General features: G+C 37.0%; 15 protein-coding genes. 1 reads left to right on the top strand and 14 read right to left on the bottom strand.

Features of this window, described 5'->3' with window-relative positions; translation table 11 throughout:
- Nucleotides 1-17 precede the first annotated feature (17 nt).
- The 10 genes from AC3CH7_RS18105 to sufC form a co-directional block, all read right to left on the bottom strand.
- Nucleotides 18-1,127 (bottom strand): HD-GYP domain-containing protein, encoded by a 1,110-nt coding sequence (locus AC3CH7_RS18105; protein ID WP_012292338.1) that lies wholly within the window; start codon nucleotides 1,125-1,127, stop codon nucleotides 18-20.
- Nucleotides 1,128-1,163: 36 nt separating this feature from the next.
- Nucleotides 1,164-2,528, bottom strand: coding sequence for a bifunctional metallophosphatase/5'-nucleotidase (locus tag AC3CH7_RS18110; RefSeq protein ID WP_036164322.1), 1,365 nt, complete (start codon nucleotides 2,526-2,528; stop codon nucleotides 1,164-1,166).
- 35 nt (nucleotides 2,529-2,563) lie between these two features.
- The gene (locus AC3CH7_RS18115) at nucleotides 2,564-3,388 is read right to left on the bottom strand and encodes a sulfite exporter TauE/SafE family protein (RefSeq protein WP_012292336.1); all 825 of its coding nucleotides are present in this window, start codon (nucleotides 3,386-3,388) and stop codon (nucleotides 2,564-2,566) included.
- Nucleotides 3,388-4,245, bottom strand: coding sequence for a DUF72 domain-containing protein (locus AC3CH7_RS18120; protein ID WP_488381804.1), 858 nt, complete (start codon nucleotides 4,243-4,245; stop codon nucleotides 3,388-3,390). Before AC3CH7_RS18120 ends, AC3CH7_RS18115 begins: the two co-directional genes overlap by 1 nt.
- A 134-nt stretch (nucleotides 4,246-4,379) precedes the next feature.
- The gene (locus tag AC3CH7_RS18125; RefSeq protein ID WP_488381805.1) at nucleotides 4,380-5,375 is read right to left on the bottom strand and encodes an ABC transporter substrate-binding protein; all 996 of its coding nucleotides are present in this window, start codon (nucleotides 5,373-5,375) and stop codon (nucleotides 4,380-4,382) included.
- Between the two features lie 162 nt (nucleotides 5,376-5,537).
- On the bottom strand, nucleotides 5,538-6,935 hold the full coding sequence (gene sufB / locus AC3CH7_RS18130) for a Fe-S cluster assembly protein SufB (protein ID WP_031417705.1): 1,398 nt from the start codon (nucleotides 6,933-6,935) through the stop codon (nucleotides 5,538-5,540).
- 98 nt (nucleotides 6,936-7,033) lie between these two features.
- On the bottom strand, nucleotides 7,034-7,459 hold the full coding sequence (gene sufU / locus AC3CH7_RS18135) for a Fe-S cluster assembly sulfur transfer protein SufU (RefSeq protein WP_012292332.1): 426 nt from the start codon (nucleotides 7,457-7,459) through the stop codon (nucleotides 7,034-7,036).
- On the bottom strand, nucleotides 7,449-8,678 hold the full coding sequence (locus tag AC3CH7_RS18140; protein ID WP_012292331.1) for a cysteine desulfurase: 1,230 nt from the start codon (nucleotides 8,676-8,678) through the stop codon (nucleotides 7,449-7,451). Before AC3CH7_RS18140 ends, sufU begins: the two co-directional genes overlap by 11 nt.
- A complete protein-coding gene (sufD, locus tag AC3CH7_RS18145) occupies nucleotides 8,678-9,985 on the bottom strand; it encodes a Fe-S cluster assembly protein SufD (RefSeq protein ID WP_012292330.1) in 1,308 nt (435 codons plus the stop codon). Before sufD ends, AC3CH7_RS18140 begins: the two co-directional genes overlap by 1 nt.
- 18 nt (nucleotides 9,986-10,003) lie before the next feature.
- Nucleotides 10,004-10,783: a Fe-S cluster assembly ATPase SufC gene (sufC, locus tag AC3CH7_RS18150; RefSeq protein ID WP_016994918.1), complete on the bottom strand. Its 780-nt coding sequence runs from the start codon at nucleotides 10,781-10,783 to the stop codon at nucleotides 10,004-10,006.
- Nucleotides 10,784-11,304: 521 nt separating this feature from the next.
- Between sufC and gltC the strand changes: the two genes are divergently transcribed.
- Nucleotides 11,305-12,207, top strand: a complete 903-nt coding sequence (gene gltC, locus AC3CH7_RS18155; protein WP_031417711.1) for a glutamate biosynthesis transcriptional regulator GltC — start codon at nucleotides 11,305-11,307, stop codon at nucleotides 12,205-12,207.
- Nucleotides 12,208-12,530: 323 nt separating this feature from the next.
- Here the strand turns inward: gltC and AC3CH7_RS18160 are convergent, their stop codons facing one another.
- From AC3CH7_RS18160 to AC3CH7_RS18175, 4 genes are read right to left on the bottom strand one after another with little or no spacing between them, the layout of a single operon-like run.
- Nucleotides 12,531-13,592: a glycosyl hydrolase family 18 protein gene (locus AC3CH7_RS18160; RefSeq protein WP_099806109.1), complete on the bottom strand. Its 1,062-nt coding sequence runs from the start codon at nucleotides 13,590-13,592 to the stop codon at nucleotides 12,531-12,533.
- Between the two features lie 22 nt (nucleotides 13,593-13,614).
- Complete coding sequence (locus tag AC3CH7_RS18165; protein WP_012292326.1) at nucleotides 13,615-15,366, bottom strand: polysaccharide deacetylase family protein; 1,752 nt, start codon at nucleotides 15,364-15,366, stop codon at nucleotides 13,615-13,617.
- Entirely contained in the window at nucleotides 15,363-17,234 is a 1,872-nt protein-coding gene (locus tag AC3CH7_RS18170; RefSeq protein WP_036164317.1) for a glycosyltransferase family 2 protein, read from the bottom strand. Before AC3CH7_RS18170 ends, AC3CH7_RS18165 begins: the two co-directional genes overlap by 4 nt.
- Nucleotides 17,231-18,661, bottom strand: a complete 1,431-nt coding sequence (locus AC3CH7_RS18175) for a polysaccharide deacetylase family protein (protein WP_416277936.1) — start codon at nucleotides 18,659-18,661, stop codon at nucleotides 17,231-17,233. The genes AC3CH7_RS18170 and AC3CH7_RS18175 overlap by 4 nt, the downstream gene beginning before the upstream one ends.
- Nucleotides 18,662-18,663: the final 2 nt, after the last annotated feature.

Consider the following 18,663-nt stretch of genomic DNA (forward strand, 5'->3'; position numbering starts at 1 on the left):
TGAACAGGAGGAGTATTTTATTCTACCTTTGCAGGAACCATGTAATCCGTCTCAACATTTTCAATTAGAATGCTAGGAAAGTCCACTAAATTGATTTCATATGTAGCTGCGAGCAATTGATTTTGCTCCTCAAAAATACGAATCCATGGTAATGCGGCATCCAACGGGTTTTGTCTAGATACTATGCCACGTCGACCATCTGATAATTTTAAGATAACTCCATTTGGATAATGAACGACTGCTCTTTTTAGGGCATTTACAATGCGAGCATCATATAGCGTACCAGAGCCTGCCTCTACAATAGCTAGTCCCTGTGAAGGAAGCATTTTTTCACGATATACTCGATTAGTCGTAACCGCGTCAAAAACATCAGCCACGCCAATAATCTTGGCAAATGGGTGAATTTCAAAATCAACTAGTCCTCGTGGATAGCCACTACCGTCTATACGCTCATGATGTTGAAACGCACAATGGGCCACAAGCAATGAAATAGAATGTAAATTGCGTAATAAATCAAAGCCATAGCGGGCATGCATTTTCATGGCTTCAAATTCTTCATTGGTTAAGCGACCTGGTTTCGTTAGGATATCTTTTGGTACCATTAGTTTACCTACATCATGTAGTAATGCACCTATCCCTACTAACCGTAAATCCTCAGCAGAGTAGCCGAGCTCTTTGGCGATGGCTATCGAGTAAAGTGTCACTTGAAAGGAGTGTTGATATAAATACTCATCAAATAAATAAGCATCTGTTAATATCGTTAAAATTTCATCATTTCCAGTAACAGCAGAAAGTAATTCATCTACAATCGAGACAATTGTCTTTGATTGTTGATCTAATATATAAGAGGCATTTACTGAATTTAAACCATCGATTGATTGAAATGAATCTTTAATTGTTGTAATGACTTTATTTCGCATTGCAGGTGGCACAGTTTCTTCTACTTCAATGCCCTCCGAAATATCATCGTCAATGTATAGGTAATGTGTATTTAACTGTTGAAGTCGCTGAATAATACGGTCATTAATGATAACATCCTTCTTTAAAAGCGGATGCCCCGCCTCATTCCAAATGGTTCTGCCTAATACCATTCCTTCTTTTAATACATCGATTGAAATTAATCGCATGATTTCTTCCCCAATCCATTCTTTAAGCTCACTCTATTACTTAAAGAAACTTTGACCATAATCTATCATAATGTTTCGTAAAAATTCTGGTAAAATATATTGCTTCTTTGCATATTTGAAACTTGGATAAAAATATCCAAAAGTAAACAAATCTAATGTAACAAGTTTATAGATGTGATTGTCATCTGCCAGCTTACCATTAATTAACAACTGACGATTGTCGTTCATGGAAAAACCATATGTCAACATTTTTCCAAAGATCACACCTCTAAACCCTAATCCTTTTAATTCAATATAAGGCCATTCCTCATTTTTGGATTGCATATAGATTTCCTTCATTTCCATAACAGATAATTCAATTGTACATAAATTAATAGGATGTGGAAAAATTCGATGCAAATCTAATGCTGTCACAGTTCCCTTTGGGAGACCGTCTAAAAAAATACCAGCATTAAACAAGGCACAATCAGCACCACTTTTTTCTAAAATAGCATGTGCAAATAAATCAGATAGCTGTGAGTAGTGGAACCATTCCTTATTATAAGATTTCTTTGTCGTAAATACTGGCGTATCCAATATTCTAATTCCTTCATCCTCTAGGGATTGTACAATTTGCTGTTCGTTTTGGATATTTGGCAAGTCCTTATTATGAATTAAAGCATCCTTTTTTTCAACAATTTTCCTCATTTTTTTATCATATTCGATAACAAGATGTCCTGTGTATTGACCAAATTTTCCTCCACCTGTCAATAAAACACCATTGACGAGTTTCCCTTCTGGCAAGACATGATGTGTATGTGATCCAAATATGACGTCAATTTCTGGACATTCCTCTGCTAATAGCTCGTCTTCAGTTATCCCTAAATGGGATAGGCATAAAACAATATCAACCTCTTTACGTAGTTGATGAGCTAAACGAAGAAGTGTGCTTCGTGCTTCAACCATTTGCCAATTTAACGCCTGATAATACACTTCAAACATAGCCGTTGCTGCAATTATTCCTAGCTTCGTACCCTTTTCCGTTGTAAGCACAACATAGGGCTTCAGCCAGGCTGGATTTCTCCCCTGATACGCATCAATATTACCTACGACAACATCAAAATTCGCATCATCATATAAATGAAAAAGCTCATCATGGGACAATGTAATGCCCTCGTTATTCCCAATTGTCACTACATCGTATGCTGCCTCATTAAGTAATTGTACGTTCCCCTTACCAATCGTCGCTTCAGTATAAATATTAGAGCGATCTAAATGATCCCCCACATCAAACAAATAACTTGTTTCCCCTATTTTCGCTAGACTGCTGCGCTTCTCTTTCACATAGCTTTGCATTCGTGGCCAATACTTAAAATGACTATGCAAATCATTTGTGTGAAAAATATGGATTTTTTCAAGCATTAAAGCCACCTCATTTCATTCGCTAGTATAGCCGATTAAGCCAATATCCCTTCAACGATGGAACGAATTCCTAATAATAATAAAATAATCCGAAGAACCAGTACAAGCGTATCTGATTTAATTTTTTTATTTAAGGCTGCACCTAGCTTCGCTCCAATATATGCTCCTGGTATTACGGGAATTGTATAAAGCCATGGAACATGCCCTAAATATATATGGCTAGCCGTATTTACAACAGACGTTAAAAAAACTAAAAACATCGAAGTTGCTATTGCTACATGTGGTGGAAATAAGAACAAAATAATCATAGCTGGCACAATCATTGAGCCCCCACCTATACCAAACAGACCTGAGGCAAACCCTACCCCAAATGTAAATAAAATGGCAAACCAAATCGGATAGCCATAGACAAAGGTTTTCCCTTGTGCATCAGTAAACTCCTGTTGCAGGCCATTTTTCACAAACCATTCTACCGGCTTCAATTTGTCGCGGACAAGTAAAATAATGGATAAAATAATAAGCAAAATACCAAAGTATAAATTGAAGGATGGTAAATCTAATCCTTTATTAACCCATGCACCCAAAATGGAGCCTGGAATACTGCCGATAAAAAATATATAACCAGTTTTATAATCCACCGTTTTCGATTTCATATAGCTTAATGTCGAGGCAAGTCCTGTAAAAATCATCATGACAACAGATAAACCAACAACTTTTTGTGGTGTTATATCTGGGATCATACCAAGGTTTAAACCGATATATAAAGTTGCTGGCACTAATACCACGCCACCACCAAGCCCAACTAATGAGCCAAGGAGACCTGAAAATAATGCAATAATTACTAATAAAATAAACGCCATTATACTTCCCCTTCAAACATGTTTAATTGTTTAGGCGCTAACCCAACATCTTTAATATTCAAAACACCCTGTAATTCCTTTGCGTTCTTCGCTGCATGATTACCTGAATTATTATTAAATAATATAAAAAGTTCCTGCACCTCTGGCTCAAGCTTGAGAATTTGCTGCCCAAGCTGTTGCAATTCTTCTTTATTGTAGTCATATAAAAAGCGCACTTTGCGCCAGTTTTCTGCATTCCCTGTATTACGCCAGCCATGTATATTTCGCCCATGAATACGCACCAGCGCCTTATCGGCAGTTACTACAGGATAGAAGGGTACCGATCCTACGCCAGCCTGCGGCTCATCACAAATCGTATGAATAAATTGATGCTCTCTTAAAAAGTCCATTGTTTGTTGTACTACATTATCTGCATACCATGTTTGATTGCGAAATTCGATAGCCACTTGGAAATCCTTTAATTGTTGACGAATATACAATAAGTATTGAACATTTTTTGACTGACAATCAAACCATGGTGGAAACTGAGCTAAAATCATTCCTAATTTTCCAAAACGTTTAAATTCTTGGGCACATTCAATAAAAGCGTTAAACATATCATTCTTTGATTCAAAGGGAATATCTCCCCGTAAATGTCCAGTCATGCCTTGATAGGCCTTCACTACAAAACGAAAATTCTCCGGTGTATTCTCACACCATTTACGAACATTATCTTTGGATGGTATGGCATAAAAAGAAGTATCTACTTCCACCGCTAAAAAATGACCTGTATAGTCAAATAATTTATCCTTTGAAGAAGTCACTCCACTATAAAGTGAAGGGTGATCGCCCCATCCAGTTAATCCAACTACAATCATGTGACATCCTCCTTTATCTACAACATAATCATAGCATACAGTCTTCTCCTACAATTAAACATCATGTAAAAAAAATATAGCTTTTCACAAGAAAAAGCATGAGTCCTTATAGGATTGAACTCATGCCAAACAAGCTATTTATCAAGATTTTGTTGGATTGCCTCTAAAAAAGTAATACGACTAAACGCTGGGCCACCTTCCATTAGTGGGTCCACAACATTAACAAACACTTGCTCATTTTTAAAGGCATTTATATTTTGGATAATGGGATTCTGTTTAAAATCTTCTAACGCATTTGGAGCATCCGCATTTTCATCCGTTGAAAACTGGACAAATAAAAAATCTGGATTCATATCCGCTAGTTGCTCAACAGAAATCGCTTCTTGAGATGTTGCCTTAGCAATTTCAGCAGGAACTTCTAAACCAAGCTCACCATATAGAACAGGGTTTAAAAATACTTCTTTTGGATAGACATAAGCTTGTCCCCCACGAATTCGAATGGCTGCTACTTTTTTGTCTTCTAGTTTTTTTGTTAAGCTAGACTTTGCCGTTTCAATATCTGCCTTATATGTAGATAATATTTTTTCTGCCTCTGCTTGCTTGCCTGTTAATTCAGCTAATAAGTTTAAATTAGATTCCCAATTCGTAGAGATATGCGAAACTAAAATGGTTGGAGCAATTTTTTCTAATTTACTTTGTACTTCCTCTGGAAATTTCGTTGAGCCTAAAATCACATCTGGATCTAATTCTAATATTTTTTCAAAGTTTGGCTTAATCTTCTCCCCAATCGACTCTGCCTTATCTGTAACAGCAGCGTATAACTCAGGGAATTTACCACCAACCGCAATCGCTCCTACTGGATGGACATCAAGTACCACCATATCTTCCATGGCTTCCATCGCACCCGTCACAACAATTCTTTCGACCTTTTCTGGCACTTCATAGCTTTCTCCTAGATAATCTATTGTTCTTGTCAAATTTTCATTGGTAGTACTATCTTGTGTTTGTGCCACTTCCTCTTTCATCGACTCTGTGGACCTATCTTCCTCTGTTGTTTTCTTCTCTCCGCATGCAGCGAGGCTCAGCATAAATACCGCTATGATACTAATAAATAGAAACTTGTTTCTCACGTATTCATTCTCCCTTCTTTAATTGATATTGATTCTCATTATCATTTTAGTATGTCTCCTTATAAAAATCCACTATTATTTCAATATATTAAGGAAGTTGTTTTCTTTACAAAACAAAAACCCTTGCCACACACATCGTTGTGACAAGGGTTAATTGATAAATTACCCAATAGAACCTTCCATCTCAAACTTGATAAGACGGTTCATTTCTACTGCGTATTCCATTGGTAATTCTTTTGTAAATGGCTCAATGAAGCCCATTACAATCATTTCTGTCGCTTCTTCTTCAGAGATTCCGCGAGACATTAAATAGAATAATTGTTCTTCAGACACTTTTGAAACTTTAGCTTCATGCTCTAAAGAAACATTATCATTAAGGATTTCGTTGTATGGAATTGTATCAGATGTTGATTGGTTATCCATAATCAGCGTATCACATTCAATATTGGCACGAGCACCACTAGCTTTAGGACCGAAACGAACTTGTCCCATATATGTTACCTTACCACCTTGTTTAGCAATCGATTTAGAAACGATTGTAGAAGATGTGTTTGGTGCCATATGAATCATTTTCGCTCCAGCATGTTGATGTTGACCTTTACCTGCTAATGCGATAGATAGCGTCATACCACGAGCGCCTTCACCTTTTAGGATACATGCTGGGTATTTCATTGTTAATTTAGAACCGATGTTACCATCAATCCATTCCATTGTACCGTTTTCTTCAACAACTGTACGTTTCGTTACAAGATTGTATACGTTGTTTGCCCAGTTTTGAATCGTTGTATAACGGCAGTAGGCATCTTTACGAACAACAATTTCTACAACAGCTGAGTGTAAAGAGTTTGTTGTGTAAACAGGGGCTGTACAACCTTCAACATAGTGTACATGTGCGCCTTCATCCACAATAATTAGCGTACGTTCGAATTGACCCATGTTTTCAGAGTTAATGCGGAAGTAAGCTTGTAGAGGTGTTTCAACTTTAACGCCTGGTGGTACATAGATAAATGATCCACCTGACCATACAGCTGAGTTCAATGCCGCAAATTTATTATCTGTGTATGGGATTACTTTACCCCAATATTGTTTGAAAATATCTTCGTTTTCACGTAATGCTGAGTCTGTATCTTTAAACACAATACCAAGATCTTCAAGGTCTTGCTTCATGTTGTGATAAACTACCTCTGACTCATACTGCGCAGATACACCCGCAAGATATTTTTGTTCTGCTTCTGGAATACCTAATTTATCAAAAGTAGCTTTGATTTCATCAGGAACTTCATCCCATGATTTTTGTGTCGCTTCTGATGGTTTCACATAGTACGTAATTTCATCAAAATCTAAATCGCCAAGATCGCCACCCCATTGCGGCATTGGTTTTGTATAAAATGTTTCAAGTGCCTTTAAGCGGTACTCTAGCATCCACTCTGGCTCTTGTTTCATATTTGAAATTTCACGGACGATTTCTTCAGTCAAACCACGTTTTGAACGGAAAATTGATACGTCCTTGTCATGGAAACCGTATTTGTAATCGCCGATATCAGGCATTTTTTTAGCCATCGTTTCTCCTCCGTTCATTGAGCTATATTTTCGAGGTATTCAACCTTTGCCATGAGTGAAAGTATGTCACTTTCACCCAGCTGACAAGGCAGTATGCTTTATTTCACACCTTTTTCCATTGCTTTCCAAGCTAATGTTGCACATTTAATACGTGCAGGGAATTGAGAGACACCTTGCAGTGCTTCAACATCCTCAAGGTCATATTTATCGCTATACTCTTCACCCATCATCATTTTAGAAAAAATATCAGCAAGCTCTAAAGCTTCATCTACCTTTTTCCCTTTGATAAGTTGAGTCATCATGGATGCAGAGGACATAGAAATTGAACAGCCTTCACCTTCAAATTTGGCATCCTCTACAACACCGTCAGTCACTTTTAATGTTAAGTGTATACGGTCTCCACATGTCGGATTGTTCATATCAATCGTTACAGCTTCACCTTCTAAAGAACCCTTATTACGAGGATTTTTATAGTGATCCATAATGACTGAACGATATAGTTGATCTAAATTATTAAAAGACATCGCCAAAATACTCCTTCGCAGAACGTAACCCTGCAACAAGACGGTCAATATCCTCCTCTGTATTGTACAGATAGAAGCTTGCACGCGCTGTCGCTACTTGCTGAAGACATTTCATTAGTGGTTGCGCACAATGATGACCCGCACGAACAGCAATACCATTCATATCAAGCACCGTTGCCACATCATGTGGATGGACATCATCCAAATTAAATGTCACAAGTCCACAACGTTTCATTGGGTCACGTGGGCCGAAAATTTTCAAACCGTCAATTGTTTCAAGCTGATCCATTGCATAGCCAACAAGCTTATGTTCATGTTCTGCAATATTATCTAGCCCAATCTCAGTTAAGAAATCAATAGCAGCTCCTAATCCTATTGCACCTGCAATAATAGGCGTTCCACCTTCAAATTTCCACGGTAATTCCTTCCACGTTGAATCATATAACCCAACAAAATCGATCATTTCGCCACCAAATTCAATTGGCTCCATCTTTTCAAGGTGTTCCTTTTTACCATATAGTACACCTATTCCAGTAGGTCCGCACATTTTATGCCCAGAGAACCCTAAGAAATCTACATCCAATTCTTGCACATCAATTTTCATATGCGGAGCCGCTTGAGCTCCATCAACTACCATAACAGCACCATTAGCATGTGCAATTTGCGCAATTTCTTTAATTGGATTTATAGTTCCAAGCACGTTTGATGCCATTGACACCGAAACGATTTTCGTTTGAGGTGTAATCGTTGCGCGTACTTTTTCTAGACTAATCGTTCCATCAGCTTCTAGCTCAATGTACTTCAATGTCGCCTTTTTTTCTTTGGCTAACTGTTGCCAAGGAATAATATTGGAATGATGCTCCATTTGAGTAATGACAATTTCATCACCCTCAGCAACATTTGCACGTCCATAACTGGCTGCTACTGTATTTAAAGAGGTCGTTGTTCCACGAGTAAAAATAATTTCTTGTGTTGATTGAGCGTTAATAAACTTACGAACCTTTTCACGTGCACCTTCATATTTATCTGTAGCACGGTTCCCTAGAGTATGCACTCCACGGTGAACATTGGAATTATCAAATTCATAATAGGCTTTAATTGCCTCAATCACTTGAACAGGTTTTTGAGACGTTGCCGCACTATCAAGATAAACAAGTCTATGACCATTTACATCCTGATTTAAAATTGGGAAATAGCTTTTAATGTCTTTATTCATCATTAGCGAACTTTCCTTTCGATAACCTCCGTCAGTTGCTTTTGAACGCCCTCAATTGGTAATTGCGTAACAACTGGCGCAAGGAATCCATGGATAACAAGGCGCTCTGCTTCTGCTTTCGAGATACCACGGCTCATTAAATAGTAAAGCTGTAATGGATCTACTCGACCAACAGATGCTGCGTGTCCTGCTGTTACATCATCTTCATCAATTAATAAAATTGGATTTGCATCCCCACGAGCTTTTTCTGAAAGCATTAATACACGTGATTCTTGCTGTGCATCTGCTTTCGTCGCACCATGTTCGATATAGCCAATACCATTAAAGATAGATTGAGCTGCATCTTTCATAACACCATGCTTTAAGATATGCCCGTTTGAGTTTTTACCCCAGTGACGAACCTCCGTAGTGAAGTTAAGTTTTTGTTCTCCACGACCAACAACTACTGTTTTTGTATCTGCATGTGAACCGTCACCAATTAGATGAGTAATATTTTCTGAGATTGTATCTGAGTCATTCATTAAACCAAGAGCCCAATCTACTTTTGCGTCACGTGCTAAGCGTGCACGACGGTTTACATAAGTCGTAAAGCCTTTTGCAAGTACATCTACTGCTCCATATGTTACTTGCGCATTATCTTGGACAACTACTTCCGCAATAATATTTGCTTGGCCTTTTGCTTGTTCCACCGTGGAAACATATGTTTCCACGTATGTTACAGCAGAATTTGCTTCTGCCACTACTAATACATGGTTGTATAATGATGCTTCAGCATTATCGTTTAAGAAAACAACTTGAAGTGGTTGTTCAATGACTACATTTTTTGGGACGTAAACAAATACGCCACCATTAACTAGTGCTGTATGAAGCGCTGTTAACTTATGTTCATCCACTTTAACAGCTTCAGTCATAAAGTATTTTTGAACAAGCTCACCATGTTCACGAACTGCTGTAAAAATATCCGTAAAAACAACGCCTTTATCAACAAGCTCTTGTGATATTTTAATGTAAGCTGGTGTATTATTGCGCTGAATATAAAGATTCTCTTGCGCTTCAAGGTCAATTAACCCTTTTGCTTCTTCAGGTAAAGCATCCAACGATGGAAATGCCTCACTATGAACTGTAAATGCTGGGAAGTTCATGAAATCCCATTTTGTAATATTAGTTCTATCTGGTTTTGGCAAATCTAAACCAGTTACTTTGTCTAGTGCTGCCGCGCGAAGCTCTGTAAACCAAGTTGGTTCACCATTTGCTTCTGAGAACGAGCGCACGTCCTGTACTGTTACAGGCAAGTTAAGTTCCACTGTCATGCTAGTTCGTCCTCCCTCTTATGCTTCTTGTTCTTCTGTTTCTTCTTCAATACCTAATTCTTTTTTAATCCAGTCATAGCCTTCTGCTTCTAAGCGTTGTGCCAGCTCTGCACCACCTGATTTCACAACACGTCCCTGCATCATTACGTGTACATGGTCTGGTGTAATATAGTTAAGTAGACGTTGATAGTGCGTGATCATTAAGCAGCCAAAGCCTTCACCGCGCATTGCGTTAATTCCTTTAGATACTACTTTAAGTGCATCAATATCAAGTCCAGAGTCAATTTCGTCTAAAATTGCGAACGTCGGTTTAATCATCATTAATTGAAGAATCTCATTACGTTTTTTCTCACCGCCAGAGAAACCTTCATTTAAATAACGCTGAGCCATATCTTCGTTCATTTCTAGGAATTCCATGTTTTTATCTAATTCACGGATAAATTTCATTAATGAAATTTCATCGCCCTCTTCACGGCGAGCATTGATAGCTGAGCGTAAGAAATCAGCATTTGTAACACCCGCAATTTCAGATGGGTATTGCATAGCTAGGAATAAACCAGCTTGAGCACGCTCGTCTACTTCCATCTCAAGTACATCTTCGCCATCTAGCTCAACAGTACCCGAAGTAACCTCATATTTAGGATGACCCATAATAGCAGAAGCTAGTGTGGATTTACCAGTTCCGTTTGGTCCCATGATTGCGTGAATTTCGTTTGTATTAATTGTAAGATTTACGCCTTTTAAAATCTCTTTTCCGTCGATAGCAACGTGAAGATCTTTAATAACTAAAGTTGACATGAAAATACCTCCATAGTGTTCAGTGAATGGGTCAACCATTCCTTAATTATCATCATTCTAATCTTAACTGAAAATCGTTCTCTATGCAAACCATTTCAATTACTTTCCTTCTCCTCAAATAAAATCTTGAAAAATAAAGGCTTTGTAAGCATTTTCAGATTATTACTATCTGGAATAGATATTGAGAATAGACTTTCTTCATTTTCAATGAAATATCTCTAATTGAGAATTGATTTCATCTAGCTACATAGTGTAAACCTCGTGAAAAGGGCTAATTGTAGAGGTTTTGTGACAAATTTGCAGTAACAACCATAACTATACTATAACCTATTTCATTAAAATGGAATCAATTAAAAATAAGATATTTTCATGGCAGTCTCTTTTACACACTAAAAAATTCTATTGTGCAAGATTACTGAATACTTAAACTTTTTTTGTATTTACAGTCACTTTTTATCTTCAATATTATATAATTGAGCTATAATCAATCTTATTTTTAGATTAATAGAGGTGAAATGTTAGTGGAGTTACGTCAATTACGCTATTTTGTGGAGGTTGCTGAACGCGAGCATATTTCAGAAGCTGCTGAGCATCTTCACGTCGCTCAATCAGCCATTAGTCGGCAAATCGCAAATCTTGAAGATGAGTTAGGCACTCCGTTATTTGAACGAGTGGGACGCAATGTGAAATTAACGCCGATTGGAAAGACCTTTCTTGAACATACCATTACGGCATTGAAGGCCATTGATTTTGCTGCCAAACAAGTAGAAGAGTATCTTGATCCTGCTAAGGGCTCTATTAAGATTGGCTTTCCAACAAGTTTAGCAAGCTATGTACTGCCAACCGTTATCTCAGCCTTTAAACGAGAGTATCCCAATTTGCAATTTCAGCTACGACAAGGATCTTATCGATTTTTAATTGATGCTGTCAAAAATCGAGAGTTAAACCTTGCCTTTTTAGGTCCGCTTCCTCCAAAAGATGAATCCATTGAGTCGACTATATTGTTTACGGAAAATATTGCCGCTCTTCTACCAGCTAATCATCCGTTAGCAAAAAGAGAGAGTATTCAGCTTGCTGAATTGAGAAATGATTTATTTGTGTTATTTCCAAATGGTTATATATTACATAAAGTGGCAATGGATGCTTGTCGTGCTGCAGGCTTTATGCCTAATATTATTTCAGAGGGTGAAGATTTGGATGCACTTAAAGGCTTAGTAGCAGCTGGAATAGGCGTTAGTCTGTTACCAGAAAGTTCACTTTACGATTCTGCTGCTCGCTTTACTGTAAAGGTGCCTATTGAATCACCCTCCATTCCAAGGACGGTTGGTATTATTTCTCCTGTAAATCGAGAAATCGCCCCATCAGAAGCCATTTTTTTAAATTTCGTCAAAGATTTCTTTTCACGTCTATCTCAATTTCAATAAAAAAATTGCCTTTACTGGCGATTTGGGACTATAGATAAACTCAAAAATTTTGAGTTTGCCGATAGTCTTTTTTTACAATCAAATAAGGTAAAACCTGGATATGACGGCCGAGGCGAGCCGCTTCCCTCTCTACGTTCGCTCGACTTTCCCAAATTGAAGGGTTTTGGGTAACTAATTGGCAAATCGTTACGTTTATTGATTTCATTCTTTGTCAACATCATTTCTGTTTTGTTTCTCCAAAAATCGAACAAGAGAATGACAAAAAGCCATCGAGCGTGAACTTCTCGATGACTTTTGTTGAACGTGTCTATATTACCGATTTTTTAGGGAGACAAACGCTCACCAGTTTCTTGCTCATTAATCCACTGTAATGTTTTGACACCTAATCCACCAGCACGCCACAACACTACATCATGATAGCTTTTCCTTTGGACATATTTGACCCATTTTTCAAGTGTTTCCTGATCAGCATACCAAATCTCATGACTCATATTGCTAGTATCTGTATACGTAAAATAAACAGCACCACTTGCTTTATCTCGTTGTTTCTTTGCGTTTGTTTCAGCTAATACTTTCTCCGCCTCAAGTTCCGTTAATGCAACCGTATTACCTTGAGCTACCCAATCGAAACCACCTGTAGCAAAGGCGATAGCTAATTTTTGGTTGGATTTTTTGATATTTTTTATTAAATCATTAAGAAATGAAAATGTAGCCTTCGCACCTGGACCACTATGATAGCCATGTACATTATAAGCCATTACGGTATAGCTAGGCCCATTCGGTAACTTCACATCAAATGGAAAGCTCGGCTCTAGCACTACATGCAGTGTAACATTCTTTTTCGCAAGTTCTCGGTATAGCTCCTTTAAAAATTGAACATATTTTGAAAGGTCTTCTTTAGCTATCTTTTCATAATCAATTTCAATGCCATCTGGTTGGTATTGTTCAACTACCTGCAATATATTATTGATATGCTTTTTTCTTGCTGAAGAATCCTGTACTAACCTATGCAAAAGTGTACTATCCTTTTGAACAGAAGAGGCATTATCTGTCACATAATCATTTATAAGCGTTAGAATTACATGATGTGATTCATTGAATTGCTGCTGTGTCTGTCGCAACATATCGACTGCATTATCCGTTAATAGCAATTCATCTTTATGATTAAAATAGGCACCGAAAACGCGCATATCTTGTAATCCTTGTTGGGAGTTTTGGACATCTTCTAAGGCTGATTGATTTTGCCATTCAGGTAACCACATCGATAAACGCAACTTCGCTTTATCCTTTAATTCTTCCTTTGCTATAGCAGGTGGTTCTTTACTATTACTACAAGCAGTGATAAACAACAGGGCTATACAGATAAATAATATAAAATTTTTCACTTGTTTCAAATTTCACCCCAAATTAGAAGGTTTCAATAAAGAAATCTACAACATGATTAAACAATGTTGTGCTTTTATGCTTAACCTTCTCGAAATTCGTATATTGGTTTGTAAAAATAGTTTGATCTTTCCTATCTGTAATTAAAATATCTTCAATTATTGTATCGTATATATCATCTGCATACTGTTCATGAGATGTATCTTTATGGCTAAACAATGCTCCAAATCCAATTTGAGAGCCATGGAGGCCAGGGTTTATTTGAATAGTTTCAGATAATACATGATCTACATCTACTTTTATTTTATCCTTATTTACTGTAATGTTAAATACTCTATTTTTAGTTAAGTTTCTTGGGTATTCTTCTTCAACAATCCGCGATCCCTTTTGGGTGTCCTGATACGTATAGACGGTCGCCTTATTAAACGCATACTCCTCTTCATTCCACTTAATCTCATTCAATGGGAAACGAGCCTTTTCCACAATATCTGAAGCAGGTAATTTTTCACTCACTACAAGCTCATTGTCTACCAAGGCAATACGTAAATAGCTATTTGTTTTCTCATCATAATTTACATACAACGCTTGTTCACCAACAACATTACCTTTAAATGTAAAGTTCACGTTATATTGCTGTGGCATCATCTCCTTTAAGAGAATCCTACCTTCACTAGAAGGAGCCGATGTTAATGTAACTTCATTATTATCAAATTCTGCTGCCCCATTAATGGTTTGCCATTTTTGGGCTAATTGAGGATCTCCTATTTTAAATTCGATATTTTGATTACTTGCCTGTTTAATTTTCATCATGACATGATTGGTTGACCAATAAGGAGAAACTTGTAATCGATTCAAGTTATATAGATCACTATCTTTATCATTATAGGCACTCAATTCTAAATTAAAGTGCATACGAAACTTGTCTTTAATTTCCTTGTCATTCACACTCTGCACCAGAGGGTCCATATTATTATACAATGAATTAGCATGCATAATGGCATAGGCTTTAGGAACTTCCCCAAACTCTTGCTGATAAATTTCCTGCATAAGCTTGTAATCCTTCTTAATTCGAGCTTCCATCTCTTGTCGAGTTTCACTTGGGATCATATATTGATTACGAATAAAATCCATTAAATAGTGGTTATAGTATTCAATTGTTGTTTTATTCGGTATATTATTTTCGTCAATCATCCCTAAGGACTGCCCTTTATCATTAAAAATATTAATGTAGGTTAGTCGATATCCGTTAGAGCCTAATTCCCAATAGCCGCTTTTCTCCATCAACTTCAAATCTTTTGGCTTTAAAAATTTATGGTCGCGGGTATCCATTTTATTGGCATACGTAAACATCGTAGCCTTATAATTTAATTTTTCCATAACGTTTTGTGCGAAAATACTAGAATCGGTACGGCCATCCTCAAATGATAAAAACAAGGCTTTTTCTGGTAGTGGTTTATTCTTTTGATAAAAATCCAATATATCCTTTTGTGTAATCGTTTGATAGCCTTGTTTTTCAAGCAATGTAAGCTGTTCTTCTAAATTTTTCTTTGACACGTATTTAGAGGAGTCATTTCTACTTACACCAAAATAGGACAGTGCAATAAATCCGTCTTTATTGTTTAACGGGACCGCCTCAGCAAATCGCTTGTCTGTCAGAAAGACGGCTTTAATTAACACGACTGCTAAAAAGATAACAACTACTAATTGTATAATCGAGCGTATAATTTTCCTTCGATTTTTTTTAGCTGGCTGTAAAATTACATTTTTTTCTTTCATTCCTTCTCACCCATTTTTCTAATTTTCAACATTGAAAATCGGGATTTTCGTAATTTTTGCTTTTCCATTTTCTTTTCTTTTGCCAAAACGTCTTGTGGTGTTTCCCTTGTTCCCCATGTTGATTTCCAGAATGTTACCCATGCAACTGGCATTTGCCAGAGCAAAATAAATTCATAATAAAGAACGAAGATAAACCCGAATAACCATAATTTACTTTTCCTAAAGAATAGATGAGCCAAACTCATGAGCATGGCCATTAAAAGTAAGCCTAGTAAAAAGGTAGTCGGAAAAACACCATACATGATTGGCACATAGATTAAGTTGTAGACGACGACAATTGGTGCCGCAATTGGGACAATTAAGCCTATTATGAAGAAAAGGAACATGAAGGGTTCTTTTTTCCACATAAATAGAAAGGCTCGTAAAGATTCTCTTAGCCAAGAACGTTTCCATCTCATTTGCTGAGATAAAAAAACTTTAGTGTCAGAGGGAACAATCGTCGAACAAATGGCATTATCCTGATAACCTGTTCGATGTGTTTTCAAAATATAGTTTGTCATACTACGATCATCACCAAATGTAGCAGGCTGCCCAAGAAATTTTTGATTGAGCCAGGCTGTTTCATTTTTTAAAATAAGTTCTTTTCGATAACAAGCTAATGGTCCTGATAAGCAAGTCACCGTATCAAACCAAGATTCAGCGGCCTTCATAATACGAAAGGCAATATAATAACGAACTGTCTGTAATTTTGTCAGAGCATTTGTAAATTTATTTTCTACCTCTGTCCGTCCAGCTACACCACCCATTTTAGGGTCTTGGAAAGGCTGGACTAGATTGCGGATTGCATGTGGCTCCAAAAAACTATCGGAATCCACAAAAACCACTAAGTCATGCTTTGCTTGATGAACACCGGCTACCAGCGCTTCACGTTTTCCACCATTTTGAGGAAGCTTAGAAAACTTTAAGCGATCGGTAGTTTTAAAACGCCCACCCTCAAAATGAATAAGATCTATCATTTCCTTAGCTTTTTCCTCCGTCCTATCCGTAGAGCAATCATCCACGACAATGACTTCTAACTTATCTACAGGATAGTACTGATTAATACAGCTTGAAATCGTGCGATGTATCCATTCTTCCTCGTTAAACACAGGGATAATTATGGATACACCGGGCTCATAGTTTGGATTGATGGGTACATTTTTATAAAAAATACCAAATAGGTATCTACTTAATAGAAACGTTGCCGCTATAATACTATAAAGGTATAAAAATTTATTGAATCTAAAATAAATAACACTTTCTGCTCTCATCAGCATGACAATAAGTGAGACAACCAATAAGAATAAACTCGCCATAAAAACAGAAATGCCCCAACGTTTTTTTACCATATATTTATTTAAAGGTTGGAGAAATTCGCAAGCAAAGTAATATAGCGTTTGACCATCTACCTCTTTGGTAAAATGCCGGATCACCTTTGCCTTCAACTTCACTTTTGCCTCATATCCTTCAGGCATTGCCCCACCTGGGATCGTAAAATTCATTTCTAAAATTTCATCAATTAATAATTGCTGAGGCTGTTGAGAATAAACAAGAATTCCCGTTACGGAAATATCTTCAGCATAGTATTTGTCTGAACTCATTTTATGTCTTGCTCTTCTAACCTGAACCTCAAAATGAGTTTCATAGCGTAAGCTAAGCTGTTGAAGACGATAAATTTCATTGACATCTGTCGGATCAATTTCTTCTTTCTGATAAGATGCACCTCGACGATTGACAAGGTTTCGGACATTTTCGGGATCAGGAATATTTGATAGAATCCGACGATCTGAGCGCGGTACTGTTAAAACCTCTTTTTTCGTTTTTATCATTTATTCACATCCCCATTTGCATCTTCTTCAATCCAATTTGACATTTTACTAAAGCTATAACCATCTTGTTGCAACTTTTCAATAATTAATGGAAGTGCTTCAACTGTTTTCGTACCGTCTAAGATGTGCATGACAATAACCTTTCCTGGTGCTGCTCTAGATATGACCCGATCATAAATGTCCTGAGCACTGTAATCTAAATTCCAGTCAAAGGAAGCAATATCATACATGGCAATGGTTTTAATTCCGGCAGCGGTAATCACTTTAGCAGTACGCTCATCCATAATTCCTTGTGCTGGTCTAAAATAAAGTAATGGTGGCTCCTGTAACGCATAAGTAAGAGCATTATGGGCCTTCACTAAATCATCTTGTATTTCCTCTGGCGTCATTTTAGTTACATCTAAATGGTAATAAGAGTGACTTGCCACTTCATGACCTTCCTCTAGTATTAACTTGGCTAATTGTGGATTTTTCTCCACCCCACTACCGATTAAAAAAAATGTACTTTTAATATTATATTTTTTTAATACATCTAAAACAGCTTTCACCTGCTGTTCATGTGCCCAATCATCAAAGGTAATGGCGATTTCTTTTTTAGAGGTCTCTTTTCGATAATACAAATGTGGTTCAACATTTTCATAATTCAAATTAGGTTTGACGGCATCATAACCTGCTATTTCTTCTAAAGACTTTGTTAAATATCTCTCATCTATCACATCACTTAAAGTCGTAATGGTGTAATCATGTTTTTCTGCTAATTGTGCTAGTAAAGGAATGGCATCTATAATAGCAGGATTAATATAAGTGTTGAGATGAATAATAGAACCTCTATCAATATATTTGTCAATATAATCAATCAAATCTTGGGCACTTTGCATTTTTCGATCAAGTGGATTAATGGATAAACCTATCACTGCCTTCATATCCAGTGCAGCAGCTGCTAAGCGCATATTATCTGTAATATCACCTGAACGACTTCGAACAAATTTCGGCTTATATCCTAAATGTTCTTCAAATATTTGATTCGTTAAATAAATCTCCTCATAGGTTTGGTCATAGTTTAAACCTGTGACATCTGGAAATGACAATGTACCGTTTTGTACATCATGGCCTCTTTTTAGAATGTCTCGAACAAGCTCTGGTTCCTGTGCCACACGTAGCCCCTCTAAGAAAAAGGTGGCTTTCATATTAGATTCATCTAATTTCGCCAATAGTAGCTCCATTGTTTGATTATCCGCAAAGCCATTAAACGTTAGAGCTACTTTTGGCTTAATAATATCGACATGACTGATTGAATCACTCATCGTACCATCAGATTCCTTAATCTCTATAGAAGAATCAATTGGTTGAATCGTTTTTTGTGGAGTGGATTGACATCCTGCTAAGAACATCAGGATTAGAAGCCCACATATTTTTAGCTGTTTCATGT

This window comes from Lysinibacillus sp. F12 (genome assembly GCF_057773605.1).